Origin of the sequence: Ruminococcus sp. (assembly GCF_045129435.1) — a bacterium.
Taxonomy (GTDB): domain Bacteria; phylum Bacillota; class Clostridia; order Oscillospirales; family Acutalibacteraceae; genus Ruminococcoides.
Genome location: NZ_JBGVJL010000102.1, coordinates 1 through 15,812, shown reverse-complemented (window position 1 = coordinate 15,812; position 15,812 = coordinate 1). Strand labels below are relative to the sequence as shown.

Annotated in this window: 20 protein-coding genes; 16 read left to right on the top strand and 4 right to left on the bottom strand. The window is 38.4% G+C overall.

Annotated features, from left to right (window positions below):
- From ACJMMI_RS05010 to ACJMMI_RS04995, 4 genes are all read left to right on the top strand, one after another.
- A partial coding sequence (locus ACJMMI_RS05010) for a stage II sporulation protein M (RefSeq protein ID WP_405354080.1) occupies positions 1–504 on the top strand: 504 nt, incomplete at its 5' end.
- Positions 505–521: 17 nt separating this feature from the next.
- Positions 522–1,520 (top strand): DUF624 domain-containing protein, encoded by a 999-nt coding sequence (locus tag ACJMMI_RS05005; protein ID WP_405354078.1) that lies wholly within the window; start codon positions 522–524, stop codon positions 1,518–1,520.
- Entirely contained in the window at positions 1,510–2,157 is a 648-nt protein-coding gene (locus tag ACJMMI_RS05000) for a hypothetical protein (RefSeq protein WP_405354076.1), read from the top strand. Before ACJMMI_RS05005 ends, ACJMMI_RS05000 begins: the two co-directional genes overlap by 11 nt.
- Entirely contained in the window at positions 2,157–2,645 is a 489-nt protein-coding gene (locus ACJMMI_RS04995) for a hypothetical protein (RefSeq protein ID WP_405354074.1), read from the top strand. Before ACJMMI_RS05000 ends, ACJMMI_RS04995 begins: the two co-directional genes overlap by 1 nt.
- A 56-nt stretch (positions 2,646–2,701) precedes the next feature.
- Here the strand turns inward: ACJMMI_RS04995 and ACJMMI_RS04990 are convergent, their stop codons facing one another.
- Positions 2,702–3,034: a helix-turn-helix domain-containing protein gene (locus ACJMMI_RS04990; RefSeq protein ID WP_405354072.1), complete on the bottom strand. Its 333-nt coding sequence runs from the start codon at positions 3,032–3,034 to the stop codon at positions 2,702–2,704.
- A gap of 202 nt (positions 3,035–3,236) precedes the next feature.
- Between ACJMMI_RS04990 and ACJMMI_RS04985 the strand changes: the two genes are divergently transcribed.
- Genes ACJMMI_RS04985 through ACJMMI_RS04975 form a run of 3 tightly spaced genes read left to right on the top strand, consistent with a single transcriptional unit; the run spans position 3,237 to position 4,725 of the window.
- The gene (locus tag ACJMMI_RS04985; protein ID WP_405354071.1) at positions 3,237–3,902 is read left to right on the top strand and encodes a zinc ribbon domain-containing protein; all 666 of its coding nucleotides are present in this window, start codon (positions 3,237–3,239) and stop codon (positions 3,900–3,902) included.
- The gene (locus tag ACJMMI_RS04980; RefSeq protein ID WP_405354070.1) at positions 3,902–4,291 is read left to right on the top strand and encodes a hypothetical protein; all 390 of its coding nucleotides are present in this window, start codon (positions 3,902–3,904) and stop codon (positions 4,289–4,291) included. Before ACJMMI_RS04985 ends, ACJMMI_RS04980 begins: the two co-directional genes overlap by 1 nt.
- Positions 4,292–4,344: 53 nt before the next feature.
- The gene (locus ACJMMI_RS04975) at positions 4,345–4,725 is read left to right on the top strand and encodes a hypothetical protein (protein ID WP_405354068.1); all 381 of its coding nucleotides are present in this window, start codon (positions 4,345–4,347) and stop codon (positions 4,723–4,725) included.
- 146 nt (positions 4,726–4,871) lie between these two features.
- On the opposite strand, the gene ACJMMI_RS04970 is transcribed toward ACJMMI_RS04975, so the two are convergent.
- Both ACJMMI_RS04970 and ACJMMI_RS04965 read right to left on the bottom strand, forming a co-directional pair.
- Positions 4,872–5,414 carry an NADH peroxidase gene (locus ACJMMI_RS04970; protein ID WP_370768194.1) on the bottom strand — a complete coding sequence of 181 codons (543 nt, stop codon included), beginning with the start codon at positions 5,412–5,414 and terminating at the stop codon, positions 4,872–4,874.
- A 40-nt stretch (positions 5,415–5,454) separates the two neighbouring features.
- Positions 5,455–5,853, bottom strand: a complete 399-nt coding sequence (locus ACJMMI_RS04965) for a transcriptional repressor (RefSeq protein WP_405354066.1) — start codon at positions 5,851–5,853, stop codon at positions 5,455–5,457.
- A gap of 127 nt (positions 5,854–5,980) precedes the next feature.
- Between ACJMMI_RS04965 and ACJMMI_RS04960 the strand changes: the two genes are divergently transcribed.
- From ACJMMI_RS04960 to ACJMMI_RS04950, 3 genes are all read left to right on the top strand, one after another.
- Positions 5,981–6,841, top strand: a complete 861-nt coding sequence (locus ACJMMI_RS04960; RefSeq protein ID WP_405354065.1) for a polysaccharide deacetylase family protein — start codon at positions 5,981–5,983, stop codon at positions 6,839–6,841.
- Between the two features lie 61 nt (positions 6,842–6,902).
- Entirely contained in the window at positions 6,903–7,445 is a 543-nt protein-coding gene (locus ACJMMI_RS04955) for an N-acetylmuramoyl-L-alanine amidase (RefSeq protein ID WP_405354063.1), read from the top strand.
- A gap of 52 nt (positions 7,446–7,497) precedes the next feature.
- A complete protein-coding gene (locus ACJMMI_RS04950; protein WP_405354061.1) occupies positions 7,498–8,169 on the top strand; it encodes a lactate utilization protein in 672 nt (223 codons plus the stop codon).
- Between the two features lie 446 nt (positions 8,170–8,615).
- Here ACJMMI_RS04950 and ACJMMI_RS04945 read toward each other — a convergent pair whose 3' ends face one another.
- Positions 8,616–8,756 (bottom strand): hypothetical protein, encoded by a 141-nt coding sequence (locus ACJMMI_RS04945; protein ID WP_405354059.1) that lies wholly within the window; start codon positions 8,754–8,756, stop codon positions 8,616–8,618.
- Between the two features lie 54 nt (positions 8,757–8,810).
- On the opposite strand from ACJMMI_RS04945, the gene ACJMMI_RS04940 reads away from it, so the two are divergent.
- The 6 genes from ACJMMI_RS04940 to ACJMMI_RS04915 all read left to right on the top strand — a co-directional run bounded on the left by ACJMMI_RS04940 (position 8,811) and on the right by ACJMMI_RS04915 (position 15,638).
- The gene (locus tag ACJMMI_RS04940) at positions 8,811–10,133 is read left to right on the top strand and encodes an RsmB/NOP family class I SAM-dependent RNA methyltransferase (RefSeq protein WP_405354058.1); all 1,323 of its coding nucleotides are present in this window, start codon (positions 8,811–8,813) and stop codon (positions 10,131–10,133) included.
- The gene (gene rsmA / locus ACJMMI_RS04935) at positions 10,133–10,993 is read left to right on the top strand and encodes a 16S rRNA (adenine(1518)-N(6)/adenine(1519)-N(6))-dimethyltransferase RsmA (RefSeq protein ID WP_405354057.1); all 861 of its coding nucleotides are present in this window, start codon (positions 10,133–10,135) and stop codon (positions 10,991–10,993) included. Before ACJMMI_RS04940 ends, rsmA begins: the two co-directional genes overlap by 1 nt.
- Positions 10,993–11,235, top strand: a complete 243-nt coding sequence (locus ACJMMI_RS04930) for a hypothetical protein (protein ID WP_405354055.1) — start codon at positions 10,993–10,995, stop codon at positions 11,233–11,235. The genes rsmA and ACJMMI_RS04930 overlap by 1 nt, the downstream gene beginning before the upstream one ends.
- Positions 11,236–11,733: 498 nt before the next feature.
- Positions 11,734–14,337, top strand: coding sequence for a cation-translocating P-type ATPase (locus ACJMMI_RS04925; protein WP_405354054.1), 2,604 nt, complete (start codon positions 11,734–11,736; stop codon positions 14,335–14,337).
- A gap of 158 nt (positions 14,338–14,495) precedes the next feature.
- Entirely contained in the window at positions 14,496–15,032 is a 537-nt protein-coding gene (locus tag ACJMMI_RS04920) for an inorganic diphosphatase (protein WP_117704199.1), read from the top strand.
- A 12-nt stretch (positions 15,033–15,044) separates the two neighbouring features.
- Positions 15,045–15,638 (top strand): sugar O-acetyltransferase, encoded by a 594-nt coding sequence (locus ACJMMI_RS04915; protein ID WP_405354052.1) that lies wholly within the window; start codon positions 15,045–15,047, stop codon positions 15,636–15,638.
- Positions 15,639–15,812 lie beyond the last annotated feature (174 nt).

Below are 15,812 nucleotides of genomic sequence, written 5' to 3'. Positions count from 1 at the left end.
TCTACAGACGAAGAAATGCTGAGTTCACTTGACTTTTTGTTTTTTACAAATCTTAAAGCAAGGCTTTCGCAAAATGTAATAAGCACATTTTGTGCCTGTTTTGCCTCGGATTTTATATTTTTGTTTGCAGTATTTTTACTCGGACTAACCCCATGGGGAATACCTGTAATGCCGTTTGTCGTGCTTTTAAAAGGTTTTGGCACAGGTATTACGGCAGGATATTTGTTTTCGGTACACTCGCTTACGGGAATAGTCTTTTATCTTTTTGTTTTACTGCCCGGAACATTTTTGTTCTGTATGGCACTTGTTTTATTTTCAGTCGCCGCTTTTAACGCATCGGGAACAATGTTTTTTCAGCTTATAGCGGACAAAAGAGGCGGCTCTTCGCACAGGTATATATCGGACTTTCTTTCAAAGGGGGTAAGCTCACTTATACTTGCCTTTCTTTCTGCTGTGCTTGACGCTGCGTTATGGGGAGTTTTTGCGGGGAATTTTAATTTTTAACCTTTGGAGGTCGAACAATGGCAGGGAAAAAAGCAAAGTTTGCTTTAGCTGACTTTTTCAGCAACCTATTTTACAACTTTGGCAAAGTTATTTTTACCAATCTTTTGTTTGCTGTACCGCTTGCGGTGCTGGTTACGGCATTTTATTTTCTTGACAGTGCGTTAAAGCTTGGCGGATATTTTATCCTTTTGCTTGCAATAATTCCGCTTTCACCGTTCTTTGCAGGTGTAACGCTTGTTACCTCAAGACTTGCAAGAGGGCAGGAAAACCTTAATGTTTTTGCAACCTTTATTGAGGGCATAAAGAACAACTGGAAAAGGTTTTTATTCCACGGTGTAATCACCTATTTTGCGGTTATTTTCAGCTATTTCTCAATCAGGCTCTATAGTGCGTTGATTTCTCAGCCAAAGGTTGATTCGGGCTTTCTTGTGTTGCTCTATATCTGCCTTATAGTGTCAATTATTATTGCGGTTGCATTTTTGTTTATCTTCTTTTATGTGCCGTCAATGACAGTTACCTTTGACTTGTCGCTTAAAAATATTTATAAAAACTCGGCTCTTATGTCATTTGGTGAACTAAAGCACAACATTATTGCGACCTTCGGACTTTTTGTAATTGCCCTGTTTTGTGCAACAATTCTTTTGTTTGTCGGTAATACAAACAGCAGTATCGCTCTGCTTGTGACCACCGCAGTACTTATGATTGTGCTTGTGCCTGCATTGGCGTCTTATGTTATAAATGCTTCGGTTTATCCGGGTATGTACAACCTTATGACCGAAAAGGAAAAGCGTTCTAAAAAGATTGACAAGAAAATGGACAACCGCAGAAAGGGACAGTTTGTTGATGAAGAGGAAGAAGAAAACCACATTGCAGATGAGTTTCTCAACCTTGACATTGAGGAGAGCAAGGATGGCGATGAGTATATTTTCTATAACGGAAAAATGGTTAAGAGAAGTGTAATCATCAAGATGAAAAAGGAAAGAGAGAAAGCAGAGGGGAAATCTGATGAAAGCTAAACACGCCGCAAAACGCCCGAAAATTACAATCAGCCTGTGGCTTTTTATTGCGATAATCGCAGTTTTAGTATTGATGATTGTGGGCATTACAATTTATTCGGTACAAAAGGATTTAAAAAATAACGATAATACAGCTACCACCGCATCAGCTGCAACTATTGCTGAAACTACCGTTGAAGCAAAGCAGGAAACAGAGCAAACAACTCAGAATGTAGCGGAAGAAACTACAGAGGAATTGCAGACAGAGAATACAACAGCTGAGCTGACCACAGAGGCTATTGTGGTAAGCGGTGCAGAAAGTGCCGACAAGAGTTTGAACTTTACCGGTGATTTTTATCCATATAAGGCATTTGATAACATCGGCAAGCGTGATGCTTCTATTAAAGAGGTGTTTGGTTCGATGTACGGCGGTGAGGGTTTAAGCTTTGACGAAAACGGTCTTTTCTCCGACAATATCACTCAGTCGGAATATAACTACGGTGCATATACAGTGACTGACGGTGTTATTAATATGACATATTCAAACGATAAGAATAAAACCGCAGAGGTTATTTCTTACAACGGAAATTTGCCGAGTGAAATCAAGATTGATTATGTTGGTTACGATGTTTATTTTAAGGTTGGAAGTGCTGAGTAATGAGCAAAAGTAAAAAAACAAAAAAGAAAAACAATAAGGCTGTACAAGCCAAGCCGAAGAATAATCATAAGGCAATAATTGCAACAGTTGTGTTGCTTGTGCTTGCGGTGGTGATAGGTGCATTGGTTTTCACAATGAATATGAAATCGGACAGCCTTGCAAATACCGAATGGTTGTCATCAAGTGCATTGAATGCAAGCGGTGACGAGGTGGAAATGGCAGAGGTGTACAACACCAACTACACAACCTATCAAGGCTCGCTTTCTTTCAAAGATGACGGAACTTTTTCGCTTTGGCTCACACCGGGCACATCTGAGGACGGAACACACAGTGGAAAATATACCGTAAGCGGCGATACTGTTACGGCAAGCTTTGATGACGGCGAAACCGAAACAAACTTTTATATTCACCGCAAGGGTGATAAAATAAACTCAATCTCTCTGAATTATGATGATTACGAGGTATATTTCACTTCTGCAAATAATTGAATAAAAAAATTACGGCTGACCTACTAAAATGTAAGTCAGCCGTTTTTTCATTTTTATCAATCTAACGAGTTTAAATATACTGATAACAGTTCAAATGCAGTTGCTTTTTCTTTGCTGTTGCATTTGTTCAATCTTTGTATAATCTCATTTTCATCAAAGTTAATTGTTCGTTTTTCTTCTTCGACAAGTAATTCGTTTGGTGTGATGTTTAAGGCTTTGCATATATTTACAAGAGTTTCAGTACGCATATTGGTACTTCCTCTTTCAATGTCAGCGTAGCTTCTGTCAGAAATGTCGGCTAATTCCGCAACCTCTGCTTGAGTAAGTCCTTTTTGCTTTCTGAAGTTCAATAATTTATTGCCTATAATATGCAAATTAGTAATAAACATAATAATTCCTCCTAAATATGTATATATAGACATTTTACTTCCTATTCCACTTGACAAACAGGAAGAATAGCAGTATAATTTAGGAAGAAAAGTACCTATGATTTATTTTGTGCATATTTTAATTTTATTGAATTTGCTTATGAATAGATTATTTTTGCTTTCTAATAAAATTATATACATATATTTAAGGGGGAGTGTTATTATGTCCTTGATTAACTGTCCGGAGTGTGGTAAACAGATTTCAGATTTAGCACCAAATTGTCCTAATTGTGGATACCCTATCAATTCATCGACTGTTCCAACTAAACAGAATAATAATGATGAAATAGAAAAGTATCTTAATTTGGCTGTTAATGCTGTAAAAGCAAAAAATTCAGAGTTAGTTGAAAAATATTGCCAGTTGGTTTTAGAAATGGATCCAACAAATTCTCGTGCATGGGAATTGGAAGCAAGAGGTATATTATTTACTTCATCACTTAGTAATAATAAAGTTATTCAAGCAATCGGTGCAGCTGATAATGCTGTTAAGTATACTGACAATTCAAAAAGTGAACTTGCCGAAAGCCTATATGACTCAATTTATACTACAATTTATGCTTTGCTTAGTATTGCAATTCATAGAATGTCTACTTCTGCTTCTCCAAGATATGTTATGCAATGTATGAATTATTTTGGTGCATTAATTTCCGGTATTTCTTATTTATCAAAAGATAAAATTAATAGTGAACTTGCTAAATTTGAAAAAATGGAACATGATTCAAAGTGTGCTATTATGCCCAAAAAGAGAATGATTTATGCAACTCGTGTAACTACTGCTCCTTGGGCAGATCAATACAGGGCATTACTTAGAGAAAAGGGTAGAATATAATGGAAACAACATTATGCAAAGTATGTGGCAGGAAGCTTAATCCTTCCGATAAGGTTTGTCCTGATTGCGGTACATTAAATCCAAATAATGATGAAGTTGCACAAATAGAAACAGAGAAATATACAAAACAAATCAAGTCGATAAATACCTATCACTGTACCGTATTGATGGTTACATTGCTAATTAGTGTAGGACTTGATATAGTGGATTTTTCAATGCTTTTTAATGATAAAAATTCAATATCATTTTATCTATTGATAGGTTTATTTTTTAGCGGTATGGGTACAGTGCTTAGTATAATTGGCATTTTTAAAAAAGAAAATGTAAATAAACTCGTGTATGCATCCATCTTTGTTTCTATTATAATGCTTTTGATTAATTGTATTTAGGCTATAGGCAAGTATGATATTATTATAAAATTTTAATAAAAAGGTGATTAATTATGACAGAGAAAAATGTTCCAAATAATATTGAAGAATGTAAAAAATTTGATGAAATCTCAAAAAAAGTAGCAAATGTTTCCGATTCATTAGAAGCAATTGGGGTAGTGCTGTGTATTATTATATTAATAGCCGGCGTAATTTTTTCTTTTGCTAATCATGACATTTTTGGTGGTTGGGGAGTTTTTATTTCTTTGCTTGTATCAGTTGTAATTGCTTTTATAAATTATTATGCTTTTCATATATCTTCAGCTATTGTTATGGGTGTGGCAAGAATTGTTTATAATACTGAAGTATCTTCCAATGTAGCATTATATAATAGTGCAAATTCCTTTAAGAATGTTGATAAAAAGTCGGGAGTTAATGAAAATATAAATAATTAAAAGTAATCAATTAACTTGTTATTTCACTTCTGCAAATAATTGAATAAAAAATTACGGCTGACCTACTAAAATGTAAATCAGCCGTTTTTTGTTGAATAAAGGACATCAGCGTATTGCCGATGTCCTTTATGATTCGATTATTACAATCAGTCAGCAAAATATCTCTTTAAAAGACCTGCAAAGCCTGCACCGTGTCTTGCCTCGTCCTTTGCCATTTCGTGAACTGTATCGTGAATAGCGTCAAGGTTCTGAGCTTTTGCTCTCTTAGCAAGGTCAAATTTACCCTCGCAAGCACCTGCCTCAGCCTCTGCACGCATCTGGAGATTCTTCTTTGTGCTGTCTGTGATTACTTCGCCGAGAAGCTCTGCAAATTTAGCGGCATGCTCAGCCTCTTCAAAAGCGTACTTTGTGAAAGCGGCAGAAATTTCAGGATAACCCTCTCTGTCTGCAACTCTTGCCATAGCAAGGTACATACCAACTTCTGAGCACTCGCCCTCAAAGTTAGCTCTGAGATCCTTTAAAATATCTTCGCTTACGCCCTGAGCAACTCCTACTTCGTGAACTGTAGCAAATGAAGCACCCTCTACTACCTCTTTAAACTTGCTTGCAGGAGCTTTACACTGTGGGCAAGCCTCCGGAGCTGTAGGTCCTTCATAAACATATCCGCATACTGTACAATACCATTTCATAATTTTTTCTCCTTTACAATAAATATATATTGATAATTAATTACCGATTATCGGCACTACTGTTACAGCAATCAGAACATTTGCCGTAGTAGATAACGAGCTTGCTGTCGATTTTAAAGCCTTTGTTTAGTAATGAAAGACTTTCGGGTGACTTTGTGCCGTCATCTGTTACATCAATTACTCTGCTACAGCTGTTGCATACAAAGTGTGTGTGCGGTGAGGTATTTCCGTCAATACGCTCTTCACCGTTTACATTACACACTACGCTTACCTTGCCTTCATTTTTAAACAATGAAATATTACGGTAAACCGTACCAAGACTGAGGTCAGGATAATCGGGCTTTAACTGTTCGTATATCCAACGAGCACTTGGGTGTGATGTTGTGCTGAGAATTGTGTTGTATATAGCGTTTCTTTTTGAGCTAAAATTTCTTTTCATTGCAACATTTTCTCCAAGAAATTGATAATGATTACTGATTGCACATATATTATCATATCTTTTAATCGTTATATTTACATAAAAGAATAATGAAAATTATTTTTTATATAAATTTGTGGAGGTAATTATGGTAAAAATATACAAAAGCAGATTAAAACTACTCTTATGCTCAACTGCTACTGTAATTGTGTCGATTTTTATACTGTGTTCTTTGAGCGGTGCAACTGAAATTGATGAAAATTCTGTTAAACTTCCTATTATAATGTATCATTCTGTGCTAAAAGATAAAGCAAGTCAAAACGATTATGTAGTTTCGCCCGAATTATTCGAGAGTGATTTAAAATACTTTAAGGATAACGGCTACACCACTGTTACAGTGAATGACTTGATAGACTATGTGTATGCCAACAAGTCTTTACCCGAAAAATGCGTTATGCTTACCTTTGATGACGGCTACTACAATAACTACAAGTATGTTTTTCCTCTGCTGAAAAAGTACAATGCAAAGGCGGTAATTTCGCCGATTGCAAAGCTCAGCGAGGACTACACAAAGGTTGGAGAAGAGAACGCAAGCTACGGACATCTGATTGAAAGCAATATAAAGGAAATGGACGATTCGGGTTTGGTGGAATTTCAAAATCATTCCTACAATATGCACACACTATCGCCGAGAAAGGGGATAGGCAAGAAGTACAGAGAAACCGATGAGGAATACAAGTCAGCAATTACAGAGGATATTACAAAGGCTCAGGCCTACCTTGAGAAAGTAACGGGTAAAGTGCCAAAGGCTTTTGTGTATCCGTTTGGAGAGGAGAACAGCACAGGTCTGAATGTTCTGAAAGAGAATGGATTTTTAGCAACCCTTAATTGTACAGAAAAGCTGAATTACATTTCAAAATCGCCCGACAGTCTGTATGAGCTTGGAAGATTTCGCAGGGATAATTCGGAATCTACAGCAGTGCTTATGGAAAAAATAAACAAAAAATAGTTTACGGAATAATATATTGTATGGTGCGTTACGCATTAGAAAATTCTAAAGGAGAATTATTATGCCAAAGGTATATTTAAGTCCGTCACTTCAGGAGTACAATCCATATGTAGATGGCGGAAATGAGGAATATTATATGAATCTGGTTGCAGACGCTATTGAGCCGTATCTATTGGCAAGCGGAATTGAATTTGACAGAAACAGTCCGGAAATGACCCTTTCACAGGCAATAAGGGACTCAAATAATTCAGCAAATGACTTACATCTTGCAATTCACAGCAACGCTGCACCCGAAGGCTCGGCAGGCAGATACACAGGTGCAGACATCTATTACTATCCGTCAAGCCTTAACGGAAAACGGTTTGCGGAAATTCTTCAACAGAATTATAAAAACATCTATCCGTACCCTGACGATGTGGATATTATCCCCACCACAAGCCTTGCCGAGGTACGCAGAACAAAAGCACCTTCGGCTTTGATTGAAGTGGCATATCACGATAACCCCGAAGAGGCACAATGGATAAGGGAGAATATAAACGCAATCGGCAGAAATCTTGCCCAGTCGATTGCACAGTATTTTGGAGTGCCGTTTGTTGAGGCTTGAAATAGCGTGATTTATAGTGTATAATTTAACAAAAAGCTATGGAAGTGTAAATATGGGTGCTTTGAACAACGAAATAATGCAAAAGATTGAAAAGACAATCAAAAATCTTAAAGCAAATAAAATGGACGCATATTTTTGTGAAAACAAAGATGATGCCTGCAAGCTTGTAAAAAGCTTGATTAAAAAGGGTGATGTTATCTCAAGCGGAGGCTCTGTTACCTTAAAGGAAACGGGAGTATATGATATTATTACATCTTCTGATTATAATTATCTTGACAGAGCGGCAGAGGGAATTACTCCGGAGCAGGTTGAGGAGGTTTATCGCAAAACCTTTTGTGCAGACGCTTACTTTGCAAGCAGTAATGCCATTACGGAGAACGGAGAACTTTACAATGTGGACGGCAACTCTAACAGAGTAGCGGCAATTTTGTATGGTCCTAAGAGTGTTATTCTTGTTTGTGGTTATAATAAAATTGTGAAAAACATTGATGAGGCAATTAATCGAGTAAAAAAAGTAGCCGCACCGAGTAATACTATAAGACTTAACATTGACGCTCCATGCTCAAAGCTTGGCAAGTGTATTTCTGCCGATAAGCAAGACGCCGAGTTATGCTCAGGCTGTAAAAGCGACAGACGAATTTGCTGTAATTATGTAGTATGTGCTCAACAAAGGCACAAGGACAGAATAAAGGTTATTATAATTGGTGAGGAATACGGATACTGAGGAATTTATAAAAGGTCAGCGACCTTTGTCAGCGACCTTTGAATCTTTTTTATTTTGCTTATCTAATCTGATTTTAATATTGGTGTGAGTGTGTAATGGCTATGTTGAAGAGTTTTTCTCTTTAAAATTACTTATGGCTTATTATAAACTGCCTACCAATTCCGCTTTTCTTTTGCGTGAAAAGAAAAGCTCCAAAAGAAAGCACGCTCAAGGGAACAGGGCTTTCGATGCCCTTTTCCCTTAAGTATCCCATTTTCCCAAACGACCAAAGGTCAGTGACCTTTGGAAACCTCAAATTATGATTAATATTTCAGTTTGATGTTGTCGGAAATTTGTTTTAGTGAGTTTTTGATAAGTTATAATTATAGTTTTTCAATTATGTACCATTAAGGCAAGCCATACCTGTAATATTACAAATATGGCTTGCCACATAGCTATGAACTTGATTATCGGAAGTTATTCTGGTTCTTGTTCTGGCTATTCTTCTGATTTTTATTCTGGTTGTTGTTCTGATTTTTGTTCTGATTCTGGTTGTTCTGGTTATTATTCTGGTTCTGATTGTTATTCTGATTCTGGTTGAAGTTCATATTAGCACCTCCCTCCGATATGCTTATTATTATCGTTTCTAAGGATTTTATACAATGAATATTTTTTTAGATAAAATGAAAGCTCTGCTCGGCGATGAGTTTGAGGATTTTTTAAAATTTTATAATTCAAGCGGTGAGCATTACAGAGGATTAAGGGTAAATACTCTTAAATGTTCAGTCCCAAAGCTTAAAAATCTGCTCAATTTTGAATTGAAGCAGTCCCCGTTTTGTGATGAAAGCTTTTACATTCCTGATGAAATTACCTCCCTTGGCAACAATCCTTTGCACCATGCAGGAGCATTTTATATTCAGGAGCCGTCTGCGTCATCTGCCGTTACAATGCTTGATGTGCGTGAGGGCGACTTTGTGCTTGACCTTTGTGCCGCTCCGGGTGGCAAAAGCACTCAGATTGCGGCAAAGCTTAATTCAAAAGGCTTTTTGTGGAGTAATGAAATTGTCAAGAACAGAGCCAATATTCTTTTATCTAATATTGAAAGAATGGGCATACGCAATGCCACAGTTTCAAATGCCTATCCCGAAGTGCTTTGTGAAAGGCTTGCAGGCTGTTTTGATAAAGTGCTTGTTGACGCACCTTGCAGTGGTGAAGGAATGTTCAGAAAGGACTCGACTGCCGAGAGCGAGTGGAGCGACGAGCATGTAAAAAGCTGTGCCGAAAGACAGCTTAAAATTTTGAACAGTGCAAAAAAAGCTTTAAAAGACGGCGGAGTTATGGTGTACTCCACCTGTACATTCTCAGTTGAGGAAAACGAGGGCGTAATCACAAGATTTTTAAAGGAAAACCCCGATTTTGTACTTGAAGACGCAAATGTCGGCTTTGGCAGACCAACGCTTGATTACGCAAGAAGAATTTTCCCAATGGACGGCGGCGAAGGTCACTTTGCGGCAAGGCTTAGAAAATCGGGTGAATTGTATAATAATTCTGTTACGGAAAATATAAAAAGAAAAACAGACAGTAAGATTTTAGATTTTTACGACAGCCTTTTTACAGACAGACCATTTGGAGAAAACATTGAGGTAATCGGTGACAAGATTATTATTCTGCCACAAAATTATGTACCGACAGAAAAATTGCCTGTACTTCGCAGCGGAATAATTCTGGGACAGCTTGTTAAGAACAGAATTGAGCCGCATCATTCGGCATTTATGGCGGCAAGGGCGGAAGAATGTGTGTCAAAGGTTGATTTAGATGTAAATTCTGCCGAAATCAAGGCTTTTCTGCATGGTGAGGAAATTGCTGTGGACAGCGGTATCAAGGGATACACCGCAGTTTGCGTAAACGGCATTACTACCGGCTTTGGCAAATGCTCAAATGGCAGACTGAAAAATAAATATCCGAAAGGACTTAGGCTTTTATAATGAATAATTTATCTGATATAGGAAAAATTAAAGAAATACTTTCAAAGCACGGCTTTACATTTTCAAAATCACTCGGACAAAATTTTTTAATCAATCCGTCAGTCTGTCCAAGAATGGCGGAGTACAGCGGTGCGGGCGAGGGCGTAGGGGTAATTGAAGTCGGCCCCGGCATAGGTGTGCTTACAAATGAACTTTGTTCTTTAGCCGATAAGGTTGTGGCGGTTGAGCTTGACAAAAGGCTTTTGCCTGTGCTTGACGAAACCCTTGCCGAGTACGATAACCTTAAAGTGGTGAACGATGACATACTAAAGCTTGATTTGCACAAGCTGATTGCAGAGGAGTTTGCAGGTATGAAGGTGGTTGTGTGTGCAAATCTGCCGTACTACATAACCTCACCCGTGATTATGAAGCTGCTTGAGGACAGACTGCCGATTGAGGCTATAACAGTTATGGTTCAGAAAGAGGCGGCTCAGAGAATTTGTGCCGAAGTGGGTACAAGACAGAGCGGTGCGGTTACTGTAGCCGTAAATTATTACGCTGAGCCTGAAATGCTGTTCGGCGTAAGTGCCGGTTCATTTATGCCTGCTCCAAAGGTTGATTCAGCGGTAATAAGACTTAATATCCGCAAAGAGCCGGCGGTTAATGTTAATAATGAAAAGCTTTTGTTTAATGTAATAAAGGCGGCTTTTTCTCAGAGAAGAAAGACTCTTGCAAATTCACTAAGCTCTGGACTTTCTGTTGAAAAGAGCAGAATTAATGAACTTTTGGTAAATTCCGGTGTAGAAACTAATGCAAGAGCCGAAAAACTCACCCTTGAGGACTTTGCAAATATTACAAATAATTTGCAGGAGATGATGTGATGAAAAAACAGAAAATGAATGTGCTGTTTAAGATTGCTTTTATTCTGCTTATAACCTGCGTGTTGCTGATTTTTGCATCAATTATTATTGCATATGCTTTTGACAGCGAAGAATGGTCATCGCTTACATCGGCAAGCGGAGTTTTGCTTGCGACTGTGGGAATAGTGCTTGCAATGCTCAGTAAGCCAAAAAAGCCAAAAGCAAAAGATGAAAACTCAGAAAAAACAGTTGACAAAAATTGAATAATCTGTTAGAATAAAACCACCATAAAGGGGAGTAGTTTGCAGATAATCTGTGATACAATTCGTCAATCTCATACCTTTTCGGGTATCGGTTGTATCTTAAAAAACGAGACTTTTATTGTAGGATAATTGCGTTTGCAATGTTTTATAATAAAAGTCTTTTTTGTTTGTTCTTTTTTAATAGTTAGTGTAAATTATGGTTTAGCGAATTTAGGCTTCCCCTGACAGGGGAAGCTGTCACGCAAGTGACTGATGAGGTGTTGAACTCGTTAAGAGTTCACTTATATTAAAGCTTGAGTTAAGGAAAAACGCCGTAAACGGCGACACCTCATTCGTCATTTTCTTGCGAAAATGCCACCTTCCCCTCAAGGGGAAGGTTTGGAATTTTCCGACAGTTTTGTAGTATAAACCATAATTTATCAATATTACCCCAACATTTAAAACCGAACCTTTTTATTTGTACGCTTAACCTTTATCAAGAAAAAATATGGAGGAATTATGATGAACTGGTATCAGTTGACCAAAAAGCAGGTGCTTGAAAAGCTGTCGGTCACAAAGGACGGACTCAGCTCACAAAAAGCCGAGGAGCTGTTAAAGCAGAACGGCGAAAATGTTTTGCAGGAGGGTAAGCGAAAAACCGCCTTGCAAGTATTTTTCAGTCAGTTTGCGGATTTGCTTGTAATTATTCTTATTATTGCGGCAATTATTTCAATGTTTTCAGGAAATATTGAAAGTACAATAGTAATTTTTGCGGTAATCACACTTAATGCCATTCTTGGTACAGTCCAGCATATTAATGCAGAAAAATCACTTGATAGTTTAAAATCACTTTCTTCGCCGAATGCAAAGGTTATTCGTGACGGTCAGAAAATTGAAATTCCGTCAAAAGAGGTAGTAGAGGGCGATATAATTGTGCTTGAGGCAGGCGACCTTGTTGTGGCAGACGGCAGAATTATCAACAACTACTCCTTGCAGGTAAACGAAAGCTCACTCACAGGCGAATCAACAAATGTTGATAAAAATGATGAAGATATAGCAGATGAAGTTCCGCTTGCAGACAGAACAAATATGGTGTACTCCGGCAGTCTTGTAACCTACGGCAGAGCTATTGTGGCAGTTACTGGCACAGGTATGAACACCGAAATCGGCAAGATTGCAAGCCTTATGAATGCCGCAAAGGAAAAGAAAACTCCTTTGCAGGAGAGCCTTGATAAATTTTCAAGCAAGCTTGCAATTATTATCCTTATAATTTCCGCTGTTGTTTTTGGCTTGAGTTTGCTCAACCATATGGCAATTATTGACGCTCTTATGTTTGCGGTTGCACTTGCTGTTGCCGCAATACCGGAGGCTTTAGGCTCAATCGTTACCATTGTGCAGGCAATGGGTACTCAGAAAATGGCTAAGGAAAATGCTGTTATCAAAGACTTAAAAGCGGTTGAAAGTCTTGGCTGCGTGTCTGTAATCTGCTCTGACAAAACAGGTACACTCACTCAGAATAAGATGACTGTTCAGAAAATCTATATCAACGGCGAGAGTATTTTTGAGGAAGAACTTGACCTTAACAACCAGAGCCACCGTTATCTTCTTTATGATATGGTACTTAACAACGATTCAAGCATTGTTGACGGCAAGGGAATAGGCGACCCTACGGAGTACGCTTTGCTTGAAACCCTCAGAAAGCTTGGTCATAACGAAGAGGACTTGCGTTCGGGCTTAAAGCGACTCGAGGAAGTGCCTTTTGACTCTGACAGAAAGATGATGAGCACAAAGTATAAATTGCATGGTGTGAACCATATTCTTACAAAGGGTGCTATTGACGCTATTCTTGACAGATGCGAAAGTATTGCAACCAAAGACGGTGTTCGTCCTATTACTCAGGCTGATAAGGCAGAAATTCTTAAACAGAATAATGAATACTCCGAAAACGGTTTGCGTGTGCTTACTTTTGCTTATAAGCAGTCAGATGAAGAACTGAGTGTTGATACCGAGTACGGCTACACCTTCTTAGGTCTTGTTTCTATGATTGACCCACCTCGTGAGGAATCTAAGGAAGCTGTTGCAGACGCAATCAGAGCAGGTATTAAGCCGGTTATGATTACAGGTGACCACAAGGTTACAGCTACCGCTATTGCAAAGCAGCTCGGCATTTTCAGAGATGGTGACATTGCAGTAACAGGTATGGAGCTTGATGCTATGAGCGACTCCGAGCTTGATGAAAAGATAGCTAAAATATCAGTTTATGCACGAGTTTCTCCTGAAAATAAAATCAGAATTGTTGAGGCTTGGCAGAGAAAGGGCAACATAGTTTCTATGACAGGCGACGGTGTAAACGACGCACCTGCACTCAAAAAGGCCGATATAGGTGTTGCAATGGGAATTACAGGTACAGAGGTTTCCAAGGACGCTGCATCTATGGTTCTTCAGGACGATAACTTTGCTACAATCATAAAGGCTGTGGCAAACGGTCGAAATGTTTACAGAAATATCAAGAATGCAATTCTTTTCTTGCTGTCGGGCAATATGGCTGCAATCTTCTCGGTTGTCTATGCCTCACTCCTTGCATTGCCTGTACCGTTTGAGGCTGTTCATCTTCTCTTTATCAATCTTTTGACCGACTCGCTTCCTGCCATTGCAATCGGTATGGAAAAGCCTGAAAAGGATTTGCTTTCACAAAAGCCAAGAGATCCTAAAGAAGGTATTCTTACAAAGGAATTTTCAGCATTAATGCTTTTACAAGGTGCGTTGATTGCCGTTGTGACAATGACAGCATTCTACATTGGCTTACAGGTTGACGCAGCCACTGCAAGCACTATGGCTTTCTCAACTCTTACACTTGCAAGACTTTTCCACGGCTTTAACTGCCGCAGCAAACACTCTATATTTAAAATCGGTCTTGGCTCTAATGTTTATAGTCTGCTTGCTTTTGCCGCAGGTGTGGCACTTCTCGCATTTGTACTCTTTGTACCGTTTATGCACCCATTGTTCAAAATTGCAGAGCTTACAGGTGCTCAGATTGGTTTTATTGGCTTGCTTGCTTTCATTCCTACAGTAATTATTCAGATAGTAAAGCTTATTGCTGAGAATGTTAAAAAGAGTAAATAAAACCAAAATCAGTCAAATACAATCAAATAATTATCTCTTTTAATAAAATATAAACTAAAAACCGCAGTTTTGTTGTCAAATATTTCAGAATTAATTCTTGACAACTGACTGCGGTTTATTTATAATTAAAGTAAATAAATGTATGAGGTGGCTTTATTGTGAATATTTGGCACGATATATCTCCAAAGAGAATTACAGCAGATAAATTTTACGCTGTTATAGAAATTTCCAAGGGCGGAAAGAATAAATATGAGCTTGACAAGGAAACCGGTATGTTAAAACTCGACAGAGTTCTTTTTACATCAACACACTATCCGGCAAACTACGGATTTATTCCGAGAACATATGCTGATGACGGTGACCCGCTTGATGTTCTTGTGCTTTGCTCTGAAACTATTCAGCCTATGACGCTCGTTGAGTGCAAACCAATCGGTGTTCTCAATATGATTGATAATGACAGCTGTGACGAAAAAATCATTGCTGTGCCTGTTAACGACCCAAACTACTGTGGCTACAATGACATTGCAGACCTTCCTCGCCATTATTTTGACGAAATTCAGCACTTCTTCCAGGTATATAAGAGCCTTGAGAGTGGCAAGGTTACATCTGTAACAGAAACTAACGGTGTTGAAATGGCAAAGGATATTATCAAGAAGTCAATCGACAGCTACATTAAAGATTTCCAGATGGCATAACAGAGGTGTAAAATGACTGAAAAAGAAAAAATGATTGCCGGCAAGGTTTACGATTGTACTGACACTGAGCTTGTTAATGCACGCAATAAGGCAAAAACTCTTTGCAGAGATTACAATAATCTTGATCCGACAAATATTGTGGCACAAACAGCTATTATTACAGAGCTTTTGCAAAAGGAACCTGACGAATTTCGTTGCTTTACCGCTCCTTTTTGGTGCGATTACGGCTTTAATGTCAAAGTAGGCAAGAATTTCTATTCAAACCATAACCTTGTTATTCTTGATTGTGCAGAGGTAATATTCGGCGATAATGTTTTTATCGGTCCTAACTGCGGATTTTATACTGCAATTCACCCTATTGATGCCAAACAGAGAAATATGGAAATTGAATGGGCAAAGCCTATAAAGGTGGGCAGCGATGTATGGTTTGGCGGCGGTGTGACTGTGCTTCCGGGTGTTACAATCGGCGACAATGTTGTAATCGGTGCGGGTTCGGTTGTAGTTAAGGATATTCCGTCAGGTGTGGTTGCTGTGGGCAATCCTTGCAAGCCAATCAGAAAAATTACCGAGGCTGACAAGCTTGATTTAAATGACCCTAATATTTAATTAAATACACGCATAACAAAAGGCTTTCTTGATTTTTAAGAAAGCCTTAGCTTGTGGAGATTGCCAGCCAACTCAAGGGCATTACCGCCGAGCAGGCAGGACTAGTTTTCTCTGCGATTGAAAGAGAAGAGCAGGCGGTTTTGAAAAGACATAGCAAAACAGGAAACTCTTATG